General features: G+C 50.7%; 16 protein-coding genes and 1 pseudogene. 12 read left to right on the top strand and 5 right to left on the bottom strand.

What is annotated here, in order from left to right; all coding sequences use genetic code 11:
* The first annotated feature begins 1156 nt into the window (after positions 1-1156).
* Both ACOTXC_RS22465 and ACOTXC_RS22460 read left to right on the top strand, forming a co-directional pair.
* Positions 1157-1843, top strand: coding sequence for an NYN domain-containing protein (locus ACOTXC_RS22465; protein WP_004201232.1), 687 nt, complete (start codon positions 1157-1159; stop codon positions 1841-1843).
* Positions 1844-1980: 137 nt separating this feature from the next.
* A complete protein-coding gene (locus ACOTXC_RS22460; protein ID WP_004201234.1) occupies positions 1981-2718 on the top strand; it encodes a hypothetical protein in 738 nt (245 codons plus the stop codon).
* A gap of 519 nt (positions 2719-3237) precedes the next feature.
* On the opposite strand, the gene ACOTXC_RS22455 is transcribed toward ACOTXC_RS22460, so the two are convergent.
* The 3 genes from ACOTXC_RS22455 to intI1 form a co-directional block, all read right to left on the bottom strand.
* The gene (locus ACOTXC_RS22455; protein WP_004201235.1) at positions 3238-4707 is read right to left on the bottom strand and encodes an HNH endonuclease signature motif containing protein; all 1470 of its coding nucleotides are present in this window, start codon (positions 4705-4707) and stop codon (positions 3238-3240) included.
* A 756-nt stretch (positions 4708-5463) separates the two neighbouring features.
* Positions 5464-6033, bottom strand: a complete 570-nt coding sequence (locus ACOTXC_RS22450; RefSeq protein WP_001749988.1) for a recombinase family protein — start codon at positions 6031-6033, stop codon at positions 5464-5466.
* A gap of 392 nt (positions 6034-6425) precedes the next feature.
* Positions 6426-7439, bottom strand: a complete 1014-nt coding sequence (gene intI1 / locus ACOTXC_RS22445) for a class 1 integron integrase IntI1 (protein ID WP_000845048.1) — start codon at positions 7437-7439, stop codon at positions 6426-6428.
* A 291-nt stretch (positions 7440-7730) separates the two neighbouring features.
* On the opposite strand from intI1, the gene ACOTXC_RS22440 reads away from it, so the two are divergent.
* The 8 genes from ACOTXC_RS22440 (at position 7731) to ACOTXC_RS22405 (ending at position 15082) form a co-directional block, all read left to right on the top strand.
* A complete protein-coding gene (locus ACOTXC_RS22440; protein ID WP_063840321.1) occupies positions 7731-8285 on the top strand; it encodes a fluoroquinolone-acetylating aminoglycoside 6'-N-acetyltransferase AAC(6')-Ib-cr5 in 555 nt (184 codons plus the stop codon).
* Between the two features lie 96 nt (positions 8286-8381).
* Entirely contained in the window at positions 8382-8834 is a 453-nt protein-coding gene (locus ACOTXC_RS22435) for an NAD(+)--rifampin ADP-ribosyltransferase Arr-3 (RefSeq protein WP_001749986.1), read from the top strand.
* A 132-nt stretch (positions 8835-8966) separates the two neighbouring features.
* Entirely contained in the window at positions 8967-9440 is a 474-nt protein-coding gene (dfrA27, locus tag ACOTXC_RS22430; protein WP_001749985.1) for a trimethoprim-resistant dihydrofolate reductase DfrA27, read from the top strand.
* Positions 9441-9620: 180 nt separating this feature from the next.
* On the top strand, positions 9621-10466 hold the full coding sequence (locus ACOTXC_RS22425; RefSeq protein ID WP_001749984.1) for an ANT(3'')-Ia family aminoglycoside nucleotidyltransferase AadA16: 846 nt from the start codon (positions 9621-9623) through the stop codon (positions 10464-10466).
* A gap of 116 nt (positions 10467-10582) precedes the next feature.
* The gene (locus ACOTXC_RS22420; protein WP_000679427.1) at positions 10583-10930 is read left to right on the top strand and encodes a quaternary ammonium compound efflux SMR transporter QacE delta 1; all 348 of its coding nucleotides are present in this window, start codon (positions 10583-10585) and stop codon (positions 10928-10930) included.
* The gene (sul1, locus tag ACOTXC_RS22415) at positions 10924-11763 is read left to right on the top strand and encodes a sulfonamide-resistant dihydropteroate synthase Sul1 (RefSeq protein ID WP_000259031.1); all 840 of its coding nucleotides are present in this window, start codon (positions 10924-10926) and stop codon (positions 11761-11763) included. Before ACOTXC_RS22420 ends, sul1 (ACOTXC_RS22415) begins: the two co-directional genes overlap by 7 nt.
* A gap of 404 nt (positions 11764-12167) precedes the next feature.
* Positions 12168-13709, top strand: coding sequence for an IS91-like element ISCR1 family transposase (locus ACOTXC_RS22410; protein ID WP_000050481.1), 1542 nt, complete (start codon positions 12168-12170; stop codon positions 13707-13709).
* A 464-nt stretch (positions 13710-14173) separates the two neighbouring features.
* Positions 14174-15082: an SDR family oxidoreductase gene (locus ACOTXC_RS22405; RefSeq protein ID WP_001749993.1), complete on the top strand. Its 909-nt coding sequence runs from the start codon at positions 14174-14176 to the stop codon at positions 15080-15082.
* 91 nt (positions 15083-15173) lie between these two features.
* Here the strand turns inward: ACOTXC_RS22405 and ACOTXC_RS22400 are convergent, their stop codons facing one another.
* Positions 15174-15818 (bottom strand): quinolone resistance pentapeptide repeat protein QnrB6, encoded by a 645-nt coding sequence (locus ACOTXC_RS22400; RefSeq protein ID WP_001749994.1) that lies wholly within the window; start codon positions 15816-15818, stop codon positions 15174-15176.
* Between the two features lie 94 nt (positions 15819-15912).
* Positions 15913-16023: pseudogene (locus ACOTXC_RS22395) on the bottom strand (helix-turn-helix domain-containing protein); the annotation flags it as partial.
* 25 nt (positions 16024-16048) lie between these two features.
* Between ACOTXC_RS22395 and ACOTXC_RS22390 the strand changes: the two are divergent.
* A complete protein-coding gene (locus ACOTXC_RS22390; protein WP_000679427.1) occupies positions 16049-16396 on the top strand; it encodes a quaternary ammonium compound efflux SMR transporter QacE delta 1 in 348 nt (115 codons plus the stop codon).
* Positions 16390-17229 (top strand): sulfonamide-resistant dihydropteroate synthase Sul1, encoded by an 840-nt coding sequence (sul1, locus tag ACOTXC_RS22385; RefSeq protein WP_000259031.1) that lies wholly within the window; start codon positions 16390-16392, stop codon positions 17227-17229. Before ACOTXC_RS22390 ends, sul1 (ACOTXC_RS22385) begins: the two co-directional genes overlap by 7 nt.
* The last annotated feature ends 24 nt before the right edge of the window (positions 17230-17253 follow it).

Genomic DNA, 17253 nt, shown 5'->3' with positions numbered 1-17253 from the left:
AGTACCAGCGTACGGCCCACAGAATGATGTCACGCTGAAAATGCCGGCCTTTGAATGGGTTCATGTGCAGCTCCATCAGCAAAAGGGGATGATAAGTTTATCACCACCGACTATTTGCAACAGTGCCGTTTTTGTTCTCAATACTCGATAAGCAAAATCCCGTCTGACATAAACCAGCACCTTTGAGCCTGTCATTTGACAGGTTTTTTTAATTTCCGTCAGGAAGGTGGGTGCATTCCCACACGGCAGCGGCGCCCGGCAAGGTGGGCCGATTCCCACGTGGCAGCGGCGCCTGGCAAGGTGGGCCGATTCCCACGCGGCAGCGGCGCCCGGCAAGATGGGCGGATTTCCACACGGCAGCGGCGCCCGGCAAGGTGGGCCGATTCCCACGCGGCAGCAGCGCCCGGCAAGATGGGCCGATTCCCACGTGGCAGCGGCGCCCGGCAAGATGGGCGGATTTCCACACGGCAGCGGCGCCCGGCAAGATGGGCGGATTTCCACACGGCAGCAGCGCCTGGCAAGGTGGGCCGATTCCCACGCGGCAGCGGCGCCCGGTGGGTATTTGCATTCACTTGACTCCCCATTTGCATTTTACTTGACTGCCTGTTTGCACTTCTCTTGGTCATCTCCAACAGAAAATAGAGACAGTTTCCTTCCGAGTTGACCGGCAGCTATGAGCGAAAAGCGGATATAGGCTTAATGTGAGAAATGACATTTTCTAATACCACCTCGCCATTGTGCAATGTGTAAAAAAGCAAGAAGAAAAACTCCGCTGGCGGTAAACCGCATTCGGGCCCCCCCCCGTGCCGGAGTTTTACCGAATGGCGCAGCGGGGCAACCGGCGCGGCCTGCCCCGGCGCTGACCGCCCGATCACTATATCTGGTAGGCCTGCCAGCTGAGACAGGCACAACATGTAGTGTTGCGCGCCGCGGCGGGGCGATTCGGTGTTATGCGGGTTTTACCGAATGTCTACAGATCGTGAGCGGGGATGAAAGGCCGTTATGCAGGATTAGCAGGGATGATTGACGGGGTCGTCAAAATAGCATAGTATTGTTCCTACAACTCAACCCCGAACGCAGCGATTAAGTTCACTGGCAGTTGGGGTGAAGAAACCGGCCAGCGAGCCGGTTTTTTCGTATCTGATGGGAAGCAAACGTGCGCACCGCTTTTTTCATTGATGGATACAATCTCTTTTACGGGCTGCTGGCTGGAACACCCTTCAAGTGGCTCGACCTCCCTGCGCTTCTGACATATATCACGAAAATTCAAAATCCTGCCTCTGAGACTGCCCAGGTAAATTACTTTACCTCTCCCGTTTTACCTCCTCTTGCAACCAGAGGTAAAGAGTCGGCTGAAGCTCAGGATGTTTATATTCGCGCACTCAAGGCGAAGGGCGTTACAGTCCATTTAGGAAGACACAGGCTTAATCGTGGCAGTGCGCCGCGTTATCTGGATGGTATTCCTGCATCCCGATCTGATAAGGTTGATGTATGGGATCTTGAGGAAAAAGAGACCGATGTAAATATTGCTATCAGTATGTACCGACTTCTTTCAAAGCAACAGAACCTTGAAGCAGATGCACGCATTGCACAAATAGTCTTAGTGTCGGCTGATACCGATATGACGCCTGCCTTAAAAGCAATAAAGGAAGATTTTCCAGAAATAACGGTTGGCATTATTTTGCCACATCGCGAAGGTATCGAACGCGGAGTGCCCGGCTCACTTAAAAACCATAGTGATTGGATAAGACGACAAGTGAAGATTGACGAATTGCAATCTCACCAGTTTCCTGAACGTGTCCCTACAAAGAAGAAGCCTGCTATCAAGCCTCATTACTGGTAATTCGGTAATATGGGCGTTTTACCGAATTACCGTGTCCGGGCATCTCATACCCTCAAACAGTAGCGGCCTCGCCGGAACAGTTTAGGATCAGGACATGCTAAGCTGAACTTAATCCGTCATGAATATTCTGAGGTAATATGAAAAAACCGCGCAGGAACAGAACCAAAACCGTGCAGTTCACGTATAAACAGCATTACCTGGGCAGACAGTTCCTGAAACTATTTTCACAGGATGCAAATAAAGTTTATGTAAAGATAGTAGATAAAGAAGGGGTCGTAAAACAAAAGTCTGTCAACGATGAAGTCTTTTATTCAAAAAAAGGATGGGATGAATCCACGGAAAGACTTATGAAAAGCATAGAGGATGCTTTTAAGGAAGAAGTAGATAAAGCAATAAATAATGAAAATAGCTTCAATTTCGGAAGAATAACTGATTACTACCTGATGTGGAATATCAGGGGCAGGTTAGCCAGCGAACGTCCGGAAAGCGTCAATTTCCGCATAATCGGAAGCGAGTTATCTTTTGAAGAGCAGGACACATTAGAGTACAAAGGGGCTTATTTTATGAGGCCGGACGGAACAATGCATGATGATATGTTTCGGGGTTTGACATTCAAAATGGACTTGAATAAATTAAATATTTTATTTAAAAGCAGGAAGTGGGGATTAGTTAAATCGCCGGAGGAAAACTTTATCCTGCCTGATTTCTGGAACGTTAATCTTTGGAAAAACGATCTGACCTGGATAATCCCAATTACAAGAGACATGGCATTTGTTGCTGAGCACGAAAATGGAATCGTAACGCAAGAAAATGCGTGCCGCATGAATCAATTTTCGATGACTCACTGTAATAATTTTTGTGTTACGTATTCATAAAGATAAACCTGAAAAATTAGGCATTTCTCTGTGTAATACATATGTATTACACAGAGAGTTAAGATTATTGTGTATGCTTAATCGCTCTCAGGTATCTCAACAAGTAGGAAGTCATCGGGCGCTTAAAAATCCAAGTAGTCGTCACTTTCCCTGTTACACAGTTCGGTGTTATGGGCGTTTTACCGAATGCCCGGACGGGAACATAAGAAACTGCCTGGCGGCAGCCTTATAATTGCTGGTCAATAACACGGTGCTGGGTGGAGCAATAAGCTTCATTGCAGTAATTTGTTACCTGACAGGTGAATATTATCTGATAAGAAAATCTGCCAGAAAACTGATAGCTTTCGTCCTATAAGCATAAACCTGACCACTAAGATAGTTCACTTTAACGTCCACTTCTGGCACAAAGCGGACCGCCTGAGGCGTCGGGAGGTCTACTATGAGCGAGGAGCTGAAGTTGGCACTTTTTCTCCCACAAAAGTGACTGTAGAAATAGTTGCATTTCACTTTTTCGTGCCTTTAGACATCAAAGCGAAGCCAGCGTTCTAGCAATCCCGATTTGTTCAAAGGAACTGAGTGAGCATTTATTTTTTTACCTTCCAATATACTTTTAGCAAAGTATGTGCAATCAGGTTTGAAATGTACAGTGAGTAAGTCAGGATTAATAGCCATTAAATCAGCATCAAAAAGGCGATGCAAACATGCAAGCATCAATAATCCGTTAGAAGTATTATTATTTCCTGTTCCAACTGGCTCAATGTGGGCGGCCTCTAGTGCTTCTCCGCTATTAGTTATGGCACAACGATAACCAAAGTTAGCGGCCACACGCTCTTTAAAATCGTTCTGATTGGTACGGGTACGAACAATACGATCTGCGAACAACGCTTGCTCAATAGATTCAGATAGAGCGGGAGCGTAAGAAGGAGCATTAGCAACTGAATTTACAAGCGTTTCTACGGGATTTATAATGGTATTCGGTTGTTCAGGAGGAAGAATCACTTCTAAAGGGCGTACAGGTATTCCTGTGAGGTGTTTTGACGGCTTACAGACACTAAGAAATTCATGTGCCTCTTTTACATCCATACCTTGTTTAGTTGCTTCTCGTTTGAAAGCATCAACCATAGCAACGGTGTACCCCTTTTCTGCAAACAATCTGAGCCACTTATCACTAAAGGATTCTGGAGTTTTGGCAACAGGAATAGAAACAACTTCCTCTACTGATTCAGTAGACGATAATACAGGCACCCCGATTAAAAAATCAGCATTGGCAATAGGTTTTTCAATTTCTACAATTAGCTTAGGTGTACTTATGCTTGCATGATGAACATCTCTAGCATGGTCTGCAAATCCTCCAAGCGATTGAAAATCAACCTTGCATTCAATACATGAAATACGGCGACTTATAAGATCCGCCTCTAGCTTTTTTTGTTCGTTTTTAGCTTGAATTATTTCGTCCTGTTTCGTTTTCGCTATGTGCCAAGGATCAGACTTAATCTTTTTCTCATTACGAATAGCTCTATATTTGGATGAAAGTGATACTTTAGCCACAGGTTTACTTTTTTTGTTATTGAGTCGCTCAAGTGTTTCACGCTGAATAATATCTTTTGCTTTCTTCGTCGCTTGCTTTTTTGACAAACCAGATGCAAGAAGTTCAAGCATTATATCTGAATAAAGTAAAGGTTTATTTTTACGTTTTTGATTATTTAACTTGCGTTTTTGGTTGTAAGTTTCCATTTCTTTAGGAGTTAAATAACCTCCTACGCTACGGATAGGTGCAGGCGCAGTTAACGGTTTCTTACCGTTAATATTCTTTTTTACTTGCTCTTTGCTAACTCTAACTTTAGCTGTAGTGGGTTCTACATGGAAATCATGGCTACTATCATTTTGTTGGGTGCTGATCAGAACTTCTCTGACCTCTTCGGGAATTGGCTTACCTTCTCGGCTTGCTCTTCCCCATGCCTTGATAGCTTCTAAGCGTGTCATTTTCATGTGAGTACCTGAAAAATCTGTAGATATGAGGAAGTATACAAATCGTTCTTATCAATCGTCTATACATGGAGGTAAGCACTGCAAAAGCTGACGGAATGAAGGCATTACCGTCATACATGAATCCAATCAAAAAGCCATAGAAACCATGCAGGTATTTGTTTGTATCCCTGCATAACGAACCATTAATTTTTAGAGCGCCTCTGGCACTCCAACTTCCGCTTTTGGCACACAGCAGCCGTTAAGATGTAAGGCCTTACGCCAACTAAATCTAATGGGACAGATTTAGTTGGTGATGGTCAAGTAATCTGCAAACGGTCACCAAGTAAAATGCAAATGGGTAGTCAAGTCCGATGCAATTACGCAGCCCGGCAAGGTGGGCCGATTCCCATATCGACATGTATGTAGCTTGTGTTATCCGTGGATTGTGCAGCTCAGCGGGTCGCTGGTCGTATGGCGTAGTGTCCCCCGTAACCGGCCGCGTGCGGCCGCTAACGCGCAGTACGGCGCCGCGACCCGAAGGCGGGCCGCCGTTCCCGCGCGCAGGCGCGCGGCGCCCACTGCGCACCACCGTGGGGGACGTGCGGCAGCTGCGTGGCGGCGGGCTGGGTTATGGCTTTGCAGGGAGGGGCTGGGCCGGGCGATACGGTCAGCGTTGCGGTTTCCGGCGATTTGCGGCCGGTGCCCGTTTAAGTCCGGCGTGGTCGCCTTCCATGCCCTGACGGGCATAAGAAAATAAAACCGCCATGCTGCGGTCATTCATGATTTTGTGGTGTAGCGATAAATAGTCATGCGAGAAACGTTGAAGCGCTTAGCAACTGCACCAACTGTCATTTCAGGATCAGCAAGTAAGATTCTAATTTGTTTAACATCTTCTTCAGAAAGTGACGGTTTTCTCCCTCCCACACGGCCCCTTGCGCGTGCAGCTGCAAGGCCTGAGCGCGTTCTTTCAATATTGCGGTTGCGTTCAAAGCTAGAGAATATCGCCATCAGATGAGTATAGATTTCCCCTATAACTGGCGCATTTGTGTCTATTCTGTCCTTGATGGCTATGAAAGTTATTCCGCGTTTCTTCAGGTCGTCGAGTAAAGTAATGACTTGACCCAATGAACCGCCGAGCCGATCTAGTGCCCAAACTACTAGGGTATCTCCCTCGCGCAATGCTTTCAGGCAGTTCTCCAGTTCCGGCGCACCTTTTTTGTCGCGCTTGGGGCCGCTACGTGAGGTCTGATCCTGATAGATTTGCTCACATCCAGCTTTTGTTAGTTCGTCAACCTGGTGCGCCACATCCTGAAGATGCGTAGATTTACGTGCATAGCCGATTTTCATTCTTTTCTCGCTAATTAGTTATGGGGTTATTGTTATGTTGATACAGTAACGAGTTTTGTTACATGAGGGGAGTCATTTTTCGGGAGAAGTCAGGACTTTTCAAGACTGTCACAAAAACCATCGTTTTTGATACATTAATTTAACCAATAGGTTGCAGATCAAATCGCCTGTAACAGCCTTTCTGGCTGTTTGTCGTTTTCAGAAGACGGCTGCACTGAACGTCAGAAGCCGACTGCACTATAGCAGCGGAGGGGTTGGATCCATCAGGCAACGACGGGCTGCTGCCGGCCATCAGCGGACGCAGGGAGGACTTTCCGCAACCGGCCGTTCGATGCGGCACCGATGGCCTTCGCGCAGGGGTAGTGAATCCGCCAGGATTGACTTGCGCTGCCCTACCTCTCACTAGTGAGGGGCGGCAGCGCATCAAGCGGTGAGCGCACTCCGGCACCGCCAACTTTCAGCACATGCGTGTAAATCATCGTCGTAGAGACGTCGGAATGGCCGAGCAGATCCTGCACGGTTCGAATGTCGTAACCGCTGCGGAGCAAGGCCGTCGCGAACGAGTGGCGGAGGGTGTGCGGTGTGGCGGGCTTCGTGATGCCTGCTTGTTCTACGGCACGTTTGAAGGCGCGCTGAAAGGTCTGGTCATACATGTGATGGCGACGCACGACACCGCTCCGTGGATCGGTCGAATGCGTGTGCTGCGCAAAAACCCAGAACCACGGCCAGGAATGCCCGGCGCGCGGATACTTCCGCTCAAGGGCGTCGGGAAGCGCAACGCCGCTGCGGCCCTCGGCCTGGTCCTTCAGCCACCATGCCCGTGCACGCGACAGCTGCTCGCGCAGGCTGGGTGCCAAGCTCTCGGGTAACATCAAGGCCCGATCCTTGGAGCCCTTGCCCTCCCGCACGATGATCGTGCCGTGATCGAAATCCAGATCCTTGACCCGCAGTTGCAAACCCTCACTGATCCGCATGCCCGTTCCATACAGAAGCTGGGCGAACAAACGATGCTCGCCTTCCAGAAAACCGAGGATGCGAACCACTTCATCCGGGGTCAGCACCACCGGCAAGCGCCGCGACGGCCGAGGTCTTCCGATCTCCTGAAGCCAGGGCAGATCCGTGCACAGCACCTTGCCGTAGAAGAACAGCAAGGCCGCCAATGCCTGACGATGCGTGGAGACCGAAACCTTGCGCTCGTTCGCCAGCCAGGACAGAAATGCCTCGACTTCGCTGCTGCCCAAGGTTGCCGGGTGACGCACACCGTGGAAACGGATGAAGGCACGAACCCAGTGGACATAAGCCTGTTCGGTTCGTAAGCTGTAATGCAAGTAGCGTATGCGCTCACGCAACTGGTCCAGAACCTTGACCGAACGCAGCGGTGGTAACGGCGCAGTGGCGGTTTTCATGGCTTGTTATGACTGTTTTTTTGTACAGTCTATGCCTCGGGCATCCAAGCAGCAAGCGCGTTACGCCGTGGGTCGATGTTTGATGTTATGGAGCAGCAACGATGTTACGCAGCAGGGCAGTCGCCCTAAAACAAAGTTAGATGCACTAAGCACATAATTGCTCACAGCCAAACTATCAGGTCAAGTCTGCTTTTATTATTTTTAAGCGTGCATAATAAGCCCTACACAAATTGGGAGTTAGACATCATGAGCAACGCAAAAACAAAGTTAGGCATCACAAAGTACAGCATCGTGACCAACAGCAACGATTCCGTCACACTGCGCCTCATGACTGAGCATGACCTTGCGATGCTCTATGAGTGGCTAAATCGATCTCATATCGTCGAGTGGTGGGGCGGAGAAGAAGCACGCCCGACACTTGCTGACGTACAGGAACAGTACTTGCCAAGCGTTTTAGCGCAAGAGTCCGTCACTCCATACATTGCAATGCTGAATGGAGAGCCGATTGGGTATGCCCAGTCGTACGTTGCTCTTGGAAGCGGGGACGGACGGTGGGAAGAAGAAACCGATCCAGGAGTACGCGGAATAGACCAGTTACTGGCGAATGCATCACAACTGGGCAAAGGCTTGGGAACCAAGCTGGTTCGAGCTCTGGTTGAGTTGCTGTTCAATGATCCCGAGGTCACCAAGATCCAAACGGACCCGTCGCCGAGCAACTTGCGAGCGATCCGATGCTACGAGAAAGCGGGGTTTGAGAGGCAAGGTACCGTAACCACCCCATATGGTCCAGCCGTGTACATGGTTCAAACACGCCAGGCATTCGAGCGAACACGCAGTGATGCCTAACCCTTCCATCGAGGGGGACGTCCAAGGGCTGGCGCCCTTGGCCGCCCCTCATGTCAAACGTTATGCAGCCAAATCCCAACAATTAAGGGTCTTAAAATGGTAAAAGATTGGATTCCCATCTCTCATGATAATTACAAGCAGGTGCAAGGACCGTTCTATCATGGAACCAAAGCCAATTTGGCGATTGGTGACTTGCTAACCACAGGGTTCATCTCTCATTTCGAGGACGGTCGTATTCTTAAGCACATCTACTTTTCAGCCTTGATGGAGCCAGCAGTTTGGGGAGCTGAACTTGCTATGTCACTGTCTGGCCTCGAGGGTCGCGGCTACATATACATAGTTGAGCCAACAGGACCGTTCGAAGACGATCCGAATCTTACGAACAAAAGATTTCCCGGTAATCCAACACAGTCCTATAGAACCTGCGAACCCTTGAGAATTGTTGGCGTTGTTGAAGACTGGGAGGGGCATCCTGTTGAATTAATAAGGGGAATGTTGGATTCGTTGGAGGACTTAAAGCGCCGTGGTTTACACGTCATTGAAGACTAGTCCTTTGCATAACAAAGCCATCAAACCGGACGCCAGAGATTCCGCGCCTGTTGCGCATGGCTTCGCCATTTTATGCGCAATAGGCGCGCCACCCTGTCGCCGTTTATGGCGGCGTTAACCCAAAGGAGTATCGTGAAAATATCACTAATGGCTGCAAAAGCAAGAAATGGGGTTATTGGCTGCGGCTCGGATATCCCGTGGAACGCTAAAGGTGAGCAGCTGCTTTTTAAAGCAATAACTTACAATCAATGGCTCTTAGTCGGCCGTAAAACATTTGAGGCAATGGGGGCTCTCCCAAATAGAAAGTATGCAGTTGTCAGCCGCTCAGGATCGGTAGCTACTAACGATGATGTGGTTGTGTTTCCATCTATAGAAGCAGCAATGAGGGAGCTAAAGACTCTTACGAACCATGTTGTTGTTTCTGGTGGTGGAGAGATCTACAAGAGTCTGATCGCCCATGCCGACACGCTACATATCTCGACAATAGATTCCGAGCCAGAGGGCAATGTTTTCTTTCCGGAAATCCCCAAAGAGTTCAATGTGGTGTTCGAGCAGGAATTTCATTCAAATATAAATTATCGCTATCAAATCTGGCAAAGGGGTTAACCATCCAAGCCATCGGACACATTTTGCTTCGCTGCGCTCAAAACGCAAAATGTGCCGCTGCTTAGCGGCGTTAGATGCACTAAGCACATAATTGCTCACAGCCAAACTATCAGGTCAAGTCTGCTTTTATTATTTTTAAGCGTGCATAATAAGCCCTACACAAATTGGGAGTTAGACATCATGAGCAACGCAGTGCCCGCCGAGATTTCGGTACAGCTATCACAGGCACTCAACGTCATCGAGCATCATCTGGGATCGACGTTGCTGGCCGTGCATTTGTACGGCTCTGCACTCGACGGTGGCCTGAAGCCATGCAGTGATATTGATTTGCTGGTTACTGTGACTGCACAGCTCGATGAGACTGTGCGGCAGGCTCTGTTCGTAGATTTCCTGGAAGTTTCCGCTTCTCCCGGCCAAAGTGAAGCTCTCCGTGCCTTGGAAGTTACCATCGTCGTGTACGGCGATGTTGTTCCTTGGCGTTATCCAGCCAGACGGGAACTGCAATTCGGGGAGTGGCAGCGCAAGGACATTCTTGCGGGCATCTTCGAGCCCGCGACAACCGATGTTGATCTGGCTATTCTGCTAACTAAAGCAAGGCAACACAGCCTTGCCTTGGCAGGTTCGGCCGCGGAAGATTTCTTCAACTCAGTCCCGGAAAGCGATCTATTCAAAGCACTGGCCGACACCTTGAAACTATGGAACTCACAACCGGATTGGGCAGGCGACGAGCGGAATGTAGTGCTTACTTTGTCTCGCATTTGGTACAGCGCAGCAACCGGCAAGATCGCGCCGAAGGATGTAGCTGCCAACTGGGTAATGGAACGCCTGCCCGTCCAACATCAGCCCGTGCTGCTTGAAGCCCAGCAGGCTTACCTTGGACAAGGGATGGATTGCTTGGCCTCACGCGCTGATCAGTTGACTGCGTTCATTTACTTTGTGAAGCACGAAGCCGCCAGTCTGCTCGGCTCCACGCCAATGATGTCTAACAGTTCATTCAAGCCGACGCCGCTTCGCGGCGCAGCTTAATTCAGGCGTTAGATGCACTAAGCACATAATTGCTCACAGCCAAACTATCAGGTCAAGTCTGCTTTTATTATTTTTAAGCGTGCATAATAAGCCCTACACAAATTGGGAGATATATCATGAAAGGCTGGCTTTTTCTTGTTATCGCAATAGTTGGCGAAGTAATCGCAACATCCGCATTAAAATCTAGCGAGGGCTTTACTAAGCTTGCCCCTTCCGCCGTTGTCATAATCGGTTATGGCATCGCATTTTATTTTCTTTCTCTGGTTCTGAAATCCATCCCTGTCGGTGTTGCTTATGCAGTCTGGTCGGGACTCGGCGTCGTCATAATTACAGCCATTGCCTGGTTGCTTCATGGGCAAAAGCTTGATGCGTGGGGCTTTGTAGGTATGGGGCTCATAATTGCTGCCTTTTTGCTCGCCCGATCCCCATCGTGGAAGTCGCTGCGGAGGCCGACGCCATGGTGACGGTGTTCGGCATTCTGAATCTCACCGAGGACTCCTTCTTCGATGAGAGCCGGCGGCTAGACCCCGCCGGCGCTGTCACCGCGGCGATCGAAATGCTGCGAGTCGGATCAGACGTCGTGGATGTCGGACCGGCCGCCAGCCATCCGGACGCGAGGCCTGTATCGCCGGCCGATGAGATCAGACGTATTGCGCCGCTCTTAGACGCCCTGTCCGATCAGATGCACCGTGTTTCAATCGACAGCTTCCAACCGGAAACCCAGCGCTATGCGCTCAAGCGCGGCGTGGGCTACCTGAACGATATCCAAGGATTTCCTGACCCTGCGCTCTATCCCGATATTGCTGAGGCGGACTGCAGGCTGGTGGTTATGCACTCAGCGCAGCGGGATGGCATCGCCACCCGCACCGGTCACCTTCGACCCGAAGACGCGCTCGACGAGATTGTGCGGTTCTTCGAGGCGCGGGTTTCCGCCTTGCGACGGAGCGGGGTCGCTGCCGACCGGCTCATCCTCGATCCGGGGATGGGATTTTTCTTGAGCCCCGCACCGGAAACATCGCTGCACGTGCTGTCGAACCTTCAAAAGCTGAAGTCGGCGTTGGGGCTTCCGCTATTGGTCTCGGTGTCGCGGAAATCCTTCTTGGGCGCCACCGTTGGCCTTCCTGTAAAGGATCTGGGTCCAGCGAGCCTTGCGGCGGAACTTCACGCGATCGGCAATGGCGCTGACTACGTCCGCACCCACGCGCCTGGAGATCTGCGAAGCGCAATCACCTTCTCGGAAACCCTCGCGAAATTTCGCAGTCGCGACGCCAGAGACCGAGGGTTAGATCATGCCTAGCATTCACCTTCCGGCCGCCCGCTAAATATCTCCTTTTGGGTTGTTAATAAAACATCCAATAAGTTGACTGTGCGTGAAAAAGAAAGTTTTGTGTGATGGCGTTGAAGATCGCACCGTTAAGCTCTTATGTGGGATGGTGCAGAGCTCGACGACTACCGATAAAACGCAACCGCCGCAAACAGACAAGAAAAAGCCCCAACTGATAACAGTTGGGGCTTCAGTATTGTGATTGGTGGAGCAATAGCACCCTGAACCCAAAACCTTCTCGCTCAACCGGTAGTGGCTGATAACAACTCGTGAGGGCTATTGCGGGTTAAGCATTTAGCGATGTCTAGGGCCAGACTGGACGTCTGAACGCAAGCCGCTGATACTGTACATAACCACAGTATCAGCGGAGGATACCCATGTCGCTGGCAAGGAACGCCACGGCGAGTCAATCGCCCACTCAAACAAACGGTTACGAACGCCACCAACCCGACCAGACGCTGCTCTACCAGCTGGTTGAGCAGCACTACCCAGCCTTCAAAGCCTCACTCGAAGCCCAAGGTCAACACCTGCCTCGCTACATCCAACAAGAATTCAACGACCTCCTCCAATGTGGCCGTCTGGAGTATGGTTTCATGCGGGTTCGCTGCGAGGATTGTCATCACGAGCGTCTGGTCGCCTTCAGCTGTAAACGACGCGGCTTTTGCCCTAGCTGCGGTGCCCGCCGGATGGCCGAGAGTGCGGCGCTGCTGATAGACGAAGTCTTCCCCAAGGAGCCCATTCGCCAGTGGGTGCTCAGCTTTCCTTTCCAGCTACGCTTTTTGCTGGCTCGCCATCCCCAGCTGATGGGCCAGGTCTTGAGTATCGTCTATCGTACACTCTCAACTCATCTGATCAAAAAAGCCGGTTACACCAAAGCCTCTGCACAAACTGGCTCAGTGACTCTTATCCAACGCTTTGGCTCCGCGCTAAATCTCAATGTCCACTACCACATGCTGTTTCTCGATGGTGTCTATGCCGAAGATGACTATGGCAAGCAACGCTTCCATCGTGTCAAGGCACCCACTTACGATGAGCTGAATACGCTCGCTCACACCCTCAGCCATCGCATCGCTCGCTGCATGGAAAAGCGTGGGATTTTGGAGCGTGATGCCGAGAATACGTGGTTGACACTGGAAGAGGGCGAAGACGATACGCTGACTCAATTACATGGTGCTTCGGTTACGTATCGCATTGCCGTCGGCCCCCAGCAAGGGCGCAAAGTCTTCACCCTGCAAACCTTGCCAGGGCGTGAGGATAAAGCCGACTCAAGCAGTCGAGTAGCCAACCATGCTGGTTTCTCGCTACACGCCGGTGTGATGGCCGAAGCGCATCAGCGGGATAAGCTTGAGCGCTTGTGTCGCTACATTAGTCGGCCAGCGGTTTCAGAAAAACGTCTGGCATTAACCGCCAATGGGCAGGTGCGTTACGAGCTCAAAACTCCGTACCGCAATGGCACCACCCATGTGATCTTCGAGCCGCTGGACTTCATCGCCAAACTCGCTGCGTTGGTACCTAAGCCGCGAGTCAACCTCACACGCTTCCACGGCGTCTTTGCACCGAACAGCAAACACCGAGTTCAAGTAACACCCGCCAAGCGGGGCAAGAAGCCCGACAAATCGGAAGGTCTCGATACTAACTGGCGTGACAAGAGTCCTGCAGAGCGCCACCGCGCCATGACCTGGATGCAACGCCTCAAGCGAGTCTTCAATATTGATATTGAAGTCTGCGAACACTGCGGCGGTCACGTCAAAGTGATTGCCAGCATCGAAGATCCGAAGGTCATTGAGCAGATTCTCAAGCATCTGAAACAGAAAACAGCCAAGGCGAATGCCGCCAAGCAGCGTGAGCTGCCACCAGAACGAGCGCCGCCACTGACTCCCAGCCTGTTCGATCCATCACAGAGTCGTCTCTTTGACTGACGACCCCAAATCCAACACTGCTCAACACTGCCAACTTTTAAACGGGGCGGTGGGGCAGTTTGTATCTCTCGAGCTATCAGGCTAGAGATTTTACCGCCAAATCGAACCTTATTAGAGCGGTTTAGGCTGGACCGGCAGTTAAAATTGGGGCTTGAGCGGTAAACGAGTGAGGGAATTTCAGGTAAGATACTTCGGATGAGGAGCAAAAAGGTGGTTTATACTTCCTATACCCCAGATTGAGATGTTAAGTGTGGTTGCTATTTATTAACACTGCGAACTGGATAAGTCTCAAATAATATTTTTTAAATTAAATCTAACGTTGGTGGGGATATAAGCGCAACGGTAGAGGAAAGTAGGGAGGGTAATATTCCGAGAAAATTAAGTGTAGCTGGATAATATAGGTCATACCATTCATTTTGGTCTACGATTATTAGTCTTTGTGATAAATAATGAGAGGTAATTGAATGGCTGGCTTAAACAAGGAAAAAAAGACCATCAATAAAACCAATTCTGCGCGTTTTCCGGCGCCGCCTTTTCAACAGCAGCAGCAGCCCTTTCCCGGGCTGGCGGGGAAAATGCAACCGCGCCCCGATCATGGAGAAGACAGCTATCAGGGAAGCGGTCGCCTGAATGGGCGCAAGGTATTAATTACCGGTGGGGATTCAGGGATTGGTCGTGCTGTTGCTATTGCCTATGCTCGTGAAGGCGCTGATGTTGCGATTAACTATTTACCTGAAGAAGAAGACGATGCGCGTGAAGTGGTCGATCTGATAAAAAAAGCAGGCAGAAATGTTTTGGCCATCCCCGGCGATATCCGTGATGAGGCTTTTTGCGGTCATCTGGTAACACAGGCGGTAAAAGGACTGGGAGGGTTGGATATCCTCGTCAATAATGCGGGTCGTCAGCAATTTTGTGAGTCAATTGAGGAACTCACCACAGAAGACTTCGACGCAACATTCAAAACCAATGTTTACGCTATGTTTTGGATCACCAAAGCGGCCATACCCCATCTTTCACCAGACAGCGTGATAATTAATACCTCCTCCGTACAGGCTTATGAGCCAAGTGAAATCTTGCTTGATTATGCTCAGACTAAAGCAGCTATCGTGGCATTTACTAAATCGCTGGCGAAACAGCTGGCCCCGAAAGGGATCCGTGTCAATGCCGTCGCGCCGGGTCCATACTGGACTGTACTGCAGTGCTGTGGTGGTCAACCGCAGGAAAAGGTGGAGAAATTTGGGGCAAATGCGCCGCTGGGACGCCCTGGTCAACCGGTGGAAATCGCGCCGCTTTATGTCACCCTGGCCGCTCGGGAGAACAGCTATACGTCTGGTCAGGTCTGGTGTTCTGATGGGGGGACCGGAACCCTCTAACGTTTACGCTCTGTGCGTCGAAAGTGACTTTTAAGGCAAGGGCGGACACTATTGTATAAGGGCGGGAGCGGTACTTACCGCTCCGTGAATGCTAACCAATCACCGCGATGCCAAGCCGCTCCATGAGCAACGACGCCTGGTAGTTGTCCAGCTTAACGCCTTGTAAATCAACGCCCCGAATATCTAAGTCACCCAACTCCGAATTGGTCAGATCGCAATGTGTGAAGTTCGCTGCTCGCCAGTCGAAAGTCGAAAACTCGCCGCCGGAGAGATCTGAACCACTGAACGTCGCGCCCAGTACCTGGGCACCCATCCAACGGTTTTCCCACAGCTCACACTTTTCCAACACGACTTTCGAAAAATTGGCGTAGCTTAGATTGGTATTCGTGATATATGCGCTACAAAACCAGGTGCGCGTGGTGATCATATTCATAAAGCTTGCGCCGCGGAAATCTGCGCCTTGTGCGCGGCAGTGGCGAATTTCAATGCCCAGCGCACTGGCATTGCGAAAATCCGCCATGGATAAATCACAGCTTTTAAAAATGGCATCTTTCAGCATCGCACGACTAAAATTGCACCCTTTCTGGCTTTCACGATCATAGAACTGACAGCCGATAAATTCAGTGCCGCTCAGGTCGGCACCTGAAAAATCACAGTTAAAAAATGTACTATTTTCAATTTTCTCACCGGTGAAACGGTTTCTGTCAATTTTTTCGCCAACGAGTGCCAGAGCCATATTTGTACCTGTTTTTTTATACAGTAATGGCGTCATGGTAAACCCTGATGGGGTTATGCGTCAAATCCGCCAATATGACATCTGCAAATGTGCGTTAAATCTGGTGTTTTTTCAGCAAAGCGCGAAGCTGATGGTAAGTCAGCCCCAGTAATTCAGCGGCTTTTTTCTGGTTAAATTTTGCCTGCTGTAAGCCGTGCATAATAAGCCCTACACAAATTGGGAGATATATCATGAAAGGCTGGCTTTTTCTTGTTATCGCAATAGTTGGCGAAGTAATCGCAACATCCGCATTAAAATCTAGCGAGGGCTTTACTAAGCTTGCCCCTTCCGCCGTTGTCATAATCGGTTATGGCATCGCATTTTATTTTCTTTCTCTGGTTCTGAAATCCATCCCTGTCGGTGTTGCTTATGCAGTCTGGTCGGGACTCGGCGTCGTCATAATTACAGCCATTGCCTGGTTGCTTCATGGGCAAAAGCTTGATGCGTGGGGCTTTGTAGGTATGGGGCTCATAATTGCTGCCTTTTTGCTCGCCCGATCCCCATCGTGGAAGTCGCTGCGGAGGCCGACGCCATGGTGACGGTGTTCGGCATTCTGAATCTCACCGAGGACTCCTTCTTCGATGAGAGCCGGCGGCTAGACCCCGCCGGCGCTGTCACCGCGGCGATCGAAATGCTGCGAGTCGGATCAGACGTCGTGGATGTCGGACCGGCCGCCAGCCATCCGGACGCGAGGCCTGTATCGCCGGCCGATGAGATCAGACGTATTGCGCCGCTCTTAGACGCCCTGTCCGATCAGATGCACCGTGTTTCAATCGACAGCTTCCAACCGGAAACCCAGCGCTATGCGCTCAAGCGCGGCGTGGGCTACCTGAACGATATCCAAGGATTTCCTGACCCTGCGCTCTATCCCGATATTGCTGAGGCGGACTGCAGGCTGGTGGTTATGCACTCAGCGCAGCGGGATGGCATCGCCACCCGCACCGGTCACCTTCGACCCGAAGACGCGCTCGACGAGATTGTGCGGTTCTTCGAGGCGCGGGTTTCCGCCTTGCGACGGAGCGGGGTCGCTGCCGACCGGCTCATCCTCGATCCGGGGATGGGATTTTTCTTGAGCCCCGCACCGGAAACATCGCTGCACGTGCTGTCGAACCTTCAAAAGCTGAAGTCGGCGTTGGGGCTTCCGCTATTGGTCTCGGTGTCGCGGAAATCCTTCTTGGGCGCCACCGTTGGCCTTCCTGTAAAGGATCTGGGTCCAGCGAGCCTTGCGGCGGAACTTCACGCGATCGGCAATGGCGCTGACTACGTCCGCACCCACGCGCCTGGAGATCTGCGAAGCGCAATCACCTTCTCGGAAACCCTCGCGAAATTTCGCAGTCGCGACGCCAGAGACCGAGGGTTAGATCATGCCTAGCATTCACCTTCCGGCCGCCCGCTA

The organism is Enterobacter cloacae complex sp. IR5428 (genome assembly GCF_049238585.1).
Classification (GTDB): domain Bacteria; phylum Pseudomonadota; class Gammaproteobacteria; order Enterobacterales; family Enterobacteriaceae; genus Enterobacter; species Enterobacter intestinihominis.
Note: the sequence above shows the minus strand (reverse complement) of the source record. Positions and strands in the feature narration are given on the sequence as shown.

Bases quoted from the DNA above. Each gene is read 5' to 3' on its own strand.
- ACOTXC_RS22460 (WP_004201234.1), top strand. From the start codon at position 1,981: ATGAAAAAACCGCGCAGGAACAGAACCAAAACCGTGCAGTTCACGTAT.
- ACOTXC_RS22455 (WP_004201235.1), bottom strand. From the start codon at position 4,707: ATGAAAATGACACGCTTAGAAGCTATCAAGGCATGGGGAAGAGCAAGC.
- ACOTXC_RS22450 (WP_001749988.1), bottom strand. From the start codon at position 6,033: ATGAAAATCGGCTATGCACGTAAATCTACGCATCTTCAGGATGTGGCG.
- intI1 (WP_000845048.1), bottom strand. From the start codon at position 7,439: ATGAAAACCGCCACTGCGCCGTTACCACCGCTGCGTTCGGTCAAGGTT.
- ACOTXC_RS22435 (WP_001749986.1), top strand. From the start codon at position 8,382: ATGGTAAAAGATTGGATTCCCATCTCTCATGATAATTACAAGCAGGTG.
- ACOTXC_RS22425 (WP_001749984.1), top strand. From the start codon at position 9,621: ATGAGCAACGCAGTGCCCGCCGAGATTTCGGTACAGCTATCACAGGCA.
- ACOTXC_RS22420 (WP_000679427.1), top strand. From the start codon at position 10,583: ATGAAAGGCTGGCTTTTTCTTGTTATCGCAATAGTTGGCGAAGTAATC.
- sul1 (WP_000259031.1), top strand. From the start codon at position 10,924: ATGGTGACGGTGTTCGGCATTCTGAATCTCACCGAGGACTCCTTCTTC.
- ACOTXC_RS22410 (WP_000050481.1), top strand. From the start codon at position 12,168: ATGTCGCTGGCAAGGAACGCCACGGCGAGTCAATCGCCCACTCAAACA.
- ACOTXC_RS22405 (WP_001749993.1), top strand. From the start codon at position 14,174: ATGGCTGGCTTAAACAAGGAAAAAAAGACCATCAATAAAACCAATTCT.
- ACOTXC_RS22400 (WP_001749994.1), bottom strand. From the start codon at position 15,818: ATGGCTCTGGCACTCGTTGGCGAAAAAATTGACAGAAACCGTTTCACC.
- ACOTXC_RS22390 (WP_000679427.1), top strand. From the start codon at position 16,049: ATGAAAGGCTGGCTTTTTCTTGTTATCGCAATAGTTGGCGAAGTAATC.
- sul1 (WP_000259031.1), top strand. From the start codon at position 16,390: ATGGTGACGGTGTTCGGCATTCTGAATCTCACCGAGGACTCCTTCTTC.